The organism is Mycobacterium sp. E1715, from assembly GCF_001667625.1.
Taxonomy (GTDB): domain Bacteria; phylum Actinomycetota; class Actinomycetes; order Mycobacteriales; family Mycobacteriaceae; genus Mycobacterium.
In genome coordinates this window covers 1-4,702 of sequence record NZ_LZJJ01000015.1, presented here as the reverse complement: position 1 = coordinate 4,702, position 4,702 = coordinate 1, and the positions used below count along the sequence as shown (strand labels likewise).

Annotated in this window: 6 protein-coding genes and 1 pseudogene; 1 reads left to right on the top strand and 6 read right to left on the bottom strand. The window is 68.8% G+C overall.

Annotated features, from left to right (window positions below; translation table 11 throughout):
• The coding region (locus A9X03_RS00640) for a phosphodiester glycosidase family protein (protein WP_197508547.1) at positions 1 to 620 on the top strand (620 nt) is incomplete at its 5' end.
• Here the strand turns inward: A9X03_RS00640 and A9X03_RS00635 are convergent.
• From A9X03_RS00635 to A9X03_RS28045, 6 genes and pseudogenes are all read right to left on the bottom strand, one after another.
• The gene (locus tag A9X03_RS00635; protein ID WP_067756098.1) at positions 617 to 1,288 is read right to left on the bottom strand and encodes a YoaK family protein; all 672 of its coding nucleotides are present in this window, start codon (positions 1,286 to 1,288) and stop codon (positions 617 to 619) included. The genes A9X03_RS00640 and A9X03_RS00635 overlap by 4 nt on opposite strands.
• 18 nt (positions 1,289 to 1,306) lie before the next feature.
• Positions 1,307 to 2,029: a mammalian cell entry protein gene (locus A9X03_RS00630; RefSeq protein ID WP_067756102.1), complete on the bottom strand. Its 723-nt coding sequence runs from the start codon at positions 2,027 to 2,029 to the stop codon at positions 1,307 to 1,309.
• On the bottom strand, positions 1,996 to 2,550 hold the full coding sequence (locus A9X03_RS00625; protein WP_067756105.1) for a mammalian cell entry protein: 555 nt from the start codon (positions 2,548 to 2,550) through the stop codon (positions 1,996 to 1,998). Before A9X03_RS00625 ends, A9X03_RS00630 begins: the two co-directional genes overlap by 34 nt.
• The gene (locus tag A9X03_RS00620; RefSeq protein ID WP_067756109.1) at positions 2,547 to 3,518 is read right to left on the bottom strand and encodes an RDD family protein; all 972 of its coding nucleotides are present in this window, start codon (positions 3,516 to 3,518) and stop codon (positions 2,547 to 2,549) included. Before A9X03_RS00620 ends, A9X03_RS00625 begins: the two co-directional genes overlap by 4 nt.
• Positions 3,515 to 4,339 (bottom strand): Mce protein, encoded by an 825-nt coding sequence (locus A9X03_RS00615; RefSeq protein WP_067756112.1) that lies wholly within the window; start codon positions 4,337 to 4,339, stop codon positions 3,515 to 3,517. Before A9X03_RS00615 ends, A9X03_RS00620 begins: the two co-directional genes overlap by 4 nt.
• Positions 4,309 to 4,702 (bottom strand): annotated as a pseudogene (locus tag A9X03_RS28045) (MCE family protein); the annotation flags it as partial. The gene A9X03_RS00615 and the pseudogene A9X03_RS28045, both read right to left, overlap by 31 nt.

The following is a 4,702-nucleotide window of genomic DNA, read 5'->3' as shown; positions in this document are numbered from 1 at the left end:
CCGGCTCGTGGCGTCAGACCGGCTGCAGCTCGCCGCTGGGCGCCTTCGTGGACAACACCAACGGCCAGGGCCGCGCCAACCAGGCCGTCACCGGCACCGTGGCCTACCCGGGCAAGCAGGGCCTCTCGGGCGGCGGCGAAAGCTGGAGCGTCCTGACGACGATGATCCTGCCGTCGGGCGGCGCCCCCTACGTGGTGTGGCCCAAGAGCAAGAGCGACTACGACTCCGCCACGCCCGTGGTCCAGGACCTGCTCAACAAGAACGAGCGGTTCGTCGCGGTCTCCGGAATCGGGCTGCTGGCGCCCGGCAACACCGGGCAATTGCACGACGGAGGCCCCAGCGCCGCGCGGACGGCTCTGGCGTACGCGCGGCAGAAAGACGAGATGTACATCTTCGAGGGCGGCAGCTACACCCCGGACAACATGCAGGACCTGTTCCGCGGGCTGGGCAGCGACAACGCCATTCTGCTCGACGGCGGCGGGTCGTCGGCCATCGTGTTGCGCCGCGACACCGGTGGCATGTGGGCCGGTGCGGGCTCGCCGCGCGGGTCGTGCGACACCCGGCAGGTGCTGTGCGATTCGCACGAGCGGGCGCTGCCCAGCTGGCTCGCCTTCAACTAGCTCGGCCCGAAGCGGAAGATCAGCAGGCTGGCCGCCACCACCGCGGCCGTGACGGCGAACACCGGTGCGACGACGAACCGCGACATCGACGCCCCCAGGAACGCGCCGGCGCACATGGTCAGCACGACGCTGAGACGCAACGTCTGACGCGCGCCCGAGCCGCCGGCCAGGCGGCTGTCCAGACCGAGGCTGACGATCGTCGACGTCAGCACGGTGGTGGACAGCTCCTGGATGCCGAACTGGCGCGCACTGGAGTGCTGCAGGCCGAACGTGACCGCCAGCAAGCCGATCATGATCAGCTTGGTGTTGTCGTGGTACTGCAGGATTCCCACGCCCGCCAGGATCGCCAACCCCACCAAAAGGGTTATCTCCGTTGCCAATACGGTGGTGATCCACTGTCGCGTCCGGTCGGCGAAGTGCCGCGATATCCGGCCGCTGACGATGGTGGTGCACACGAACGTGGGCAGGGCCACGACCACCGCGGTCAGGTCGATGCTCGTCCTGGGCGCCAGCCAAAAGCCAAGGAAGATCACGTTTCCCGTCATGTTGGCGACGAACACATGGCCGAGCACCAGGATGCTGATCGAATCCGCCAGGCCGGTGGCGAAGGTCAGCAGCAACAGCGCCGCGACGGTCGATCGCTCCGACACCGGCGAGGTAACTGCCATGGCTCGTAGCAGACTGCGCTAGACGTGCGGCGTCAAATCCAGCGACGTGATGGTCGTCATCCTGGTCACCAGCCAGCGGCTCTGCGCGCGCTTGAGGAACAGCCGGTAGGACAAGTACTTCAGCGACGGCACGTTCTTGGTCAACGGGCTGGTGGACGTGGTGTTGGTGTAGACGATGACGACGGCGTTGGCGTCGTCGATCGATTCCACCGCCGCCCCGGTGACGTCGGTGTGGTTGGTGATTTTTGCCTGCTTGTTGGGCGCCACGATGGCGTCGACGAACTTGCGGTACTGCGCCTCGAAATCACCGCTGAGGTAGCCCGACGCGCGGTCGGCGAGGGTGTCCATGTTCTCCGGCGTGTAGGTCCACAGCGTGGTGATCGCGTTGGCCGCGGTCCGCGCCACCTTCAGTTTCGTTGCGGCGGCCGCCCGGTCGCTCAGGTACGGCTGTACGGTCGCGCCGGCGAACGCCGCGGAACCGACGAACAGTGCGGCGGCCACCGCGACAGTGACGGCCAGCCGCTTGCCGGCCAGCAATTTGCGCCGCTTGCGAGCGGGGGGTTGGTCCTCGGCTGCCTCGGCGGCCTCGGTGTCACCCTCGGCTGCCTCGGATTCCTCTGCGGCGGAGGCCGTTTCGTCGGCGCTGCCGGACTCTTCCCGCTCTTCGGTCGCCGCCTCGTCCGAAGTGGCGGCGTTACCGTCGGCGGTCAGATCACCTGCTGCAGGTTGCTGATCTTCCACTGCTTTCCTTCCTGCGTGGCGGTCGCCGTCCACCGATTGGCGTTTTCCCAAACTTGTTTACCGTCGGGCGATTTGGCGCTCACGGCGGTGGCCACGATCGTGGTGACACTGCCGTCGTCGTTCCACCGCTCCACCCCCGCGTCCAGGACGGTCCCGGTGGCAGGTTCGGCGCGGGCCACCTGTAGCAAGATCTCGTTCGCCTTGTCGCGGTATTCCTTGGCGAAGTCGCCGGTCGCCTGCGCCAGCACCCGCGTTATGTAGTCGTTGGCGTGGAACGGATCGATGGAGGTGAACTGCGTCATGAACCCGGTGACGTAGCTGAGGACCTCGCGATTCTTCGACGCGGCGCGCTCCCGGGACTGATGATCGACGAGCATCAGGCTGCACACCGTGATCGCGGCCGCCATGAAGACCGCGGCGACGGCGCCGGCCAGCGGCAGGCCCCACGGCCGCCCCGGCGGCACCGGATGCGGGACCAGCAGCGGCCCCTCACCGGGCTGGAACTTGCGGCGCGGGCTCATTTTCCGGCTCCCGGCGGTTTGGGCTTGGTCAGCACCATGAGGTCGTCGACGAGCCAACGGCCGTCGCCGCCCTTGACGAAAGTCACCCGGACGGTGGCGGAGATGTAGCGCTCGTCGGGCGCCGCGCCGCGGCGCCCCTGCATGAACATCAGCATCGTCGCCCGATCGGGCGACGCCGACTGGATCGCGTGATCGGTCACCCAGTACTCGTTGATGACCGGGTTGCCCTTCTGCACCATGTCCTGCTGGGCGGCGAGCTGGGTCCGGTACTTGTCGGTGGCCAGGGACAGGGCGCGGGCGAAGTCGTCGTGCAGCGATTTCGGGTCGTAGGTCAGCATCTGCGCGACGATCTTCGGTCCCTGCGTGTCCAGCTGCGCCCGCGTCCGGTCGGTGGCCCGGTCCGGGGCGAACACCGCCGCGTAGCTCAGCGCCGCACCGGCGATGCACAGCCCCGCCGCGGCCGCCACCAGGACCGTCGTCCACCGCCGCGCGTTGAACGCCGGCTCCGCCGTTTCGTGACGGCGCACTTCGGTGCGCGCCAGCATGTCGGCGAAGGTGCGGCGGCCCGAATCCCACAGCGGCCAAAGCCATCCCACCATCGAGACGGTGTCGAGCAGGTGCGCCAGGTCGCGCAGCAGCAGGCCCCACGGCCCGATCGGCTCACCGTCGCGCCGCACCACCGTGATGCCGAACAGCGCCCGCCCGAGGCTCCAGCCGACGACTGTCGGGAGCAGCAGCCGGTTCACCAGCACCAGCAGGATGACCACTCCGATGACCGCGATGCACAGCCACCACCACACGCCGCCGGGCGGAACGGTGAACCAGGTGACCGCCATCGTGGCCACCACCGCGGCACCCGGCAAGACGTCGACCGCGAGCGCGCCGGCGCGAATGTGCCAGGGCGCCAGGGCGGTCCGCGGAGACTGCTGGACGGCCGTGGCCGGTGGTTTGTCGACCACCACCGTCACTTCGTCACCTGGTCGAGCTTGGCTATCTTGTACTGGCCTTCGCTCTGAGCCATTTTCACCCGCAGCCGGTAGCCGGTCTCGTTCTGCGTCTGGTCGTTCGCGACCTTGACGCGGACCGCGACGAGCACCTCCACCGAGCCGTCGGGGTTGTTGCGCTCGACGGCCGCTCGCATGTCGGACACCTGGACGTGGACGTTGGCGGCCTGGTACGCCTGGACAAGCATGCTGGTGTAAAGCAGGGCCTGCGAGCGGAAAGCGTCAGTGCCGCAGTCGATGATCTTCTGCTCACTCGCCGCCATCGCGTTGGTGTCGGGGGCCTGGGTCGCCGACACGCAGTCGACGGCGGCCTTGAGCGCCGCGGCGTCGTTGCGGGCTATCGCCTGGCTTTCATGGTGGTAGCGCAACGCGACGTAACCGCCCACACCGACCGCCGCGGCGCACATCACGAGCACCGCCGCGATGCCGGCCAACCAGCCGCGACCCATCCGCGACGGCCGACGCTCGACGGCGTCGCCGAGCTCGGCACCGGGCTCCGACGGCTCGTCGGCCGCGGTCTGGGGAGCGGCCTGTTCGGTCGCGTCCTCGGGTCCCGCCGGTTCCCCCGCGGCCACCTCGGTTTCCGCCGGCTCCTCGACGGTCACGTCGGGCGCAGGCGGTTCGATGACACCGTCGGGCGCTGCGGAATCCTCGGGTGTCGCGCCGGAATCGATCGGATCGACGGCGGCCGCCGGGTCCTGGTTCTTAGGACGCCGTCCGCGCAGACGACGAAACTTCGGCATCGGTGGGGGGTTCAGCCGGCTGGTGCCAGCATCTCCTTCCATCCGTCGTCTCCTGTTCTGGCCGAGTTCTCGACGGAGTATTTAACTCCATCTGGCCCCACCAGTTCACCGCTTTGGGGACTGTAGGTCGCCACCGGAGGCCCGCTGGGCGTGTAGACACACGGGTTGGGCTGCTGGCCGTTGCACTGCACGGTACCCGACCCCGGCCGGGACAAGGGGTCGCTGGTCGGCGGGGGCGTCCCGGACACCCGGTCCGACGGGGCCGGGTTCAGGCCGGTGTCGATCGACGGCGCCGGGATCACCTGCCCGGGCTTCACGGGCTGGTCGCAGCGTGCCGCCGGCGCGGGGCAGGTCACGATTTGGTTGGGATCGCCGTACCAGGGGTTGGTACCCGCGGGCACGTAC

Excerpts from the sequence above, each read along its gene's own strand:
- A9X03_RS00635 (WP_067756098.1), bottom strand. The coding sequence starts at position 1,288 with ATGGCAGTTACCTCGCCGGTGTCGGAGCGATCGACCGTCGCGGCGCTG.
- A9X03_RS00625 (WP_067756105.1), bottom strand. The coding sequence starts at position 2,550 with ATGAGCCCGCGCCGCAAGTTCCAGCCCGGTGAGGGGCCGCTGCTGGTC.
- A9X03_RS00615 (WP_067756112.1), bottom strand. The coding sequence starts at position 4,339 with ATGGAAGGAGATGCTGGCACCAGCCGGCTGAACCCCCCACCGATGCCG.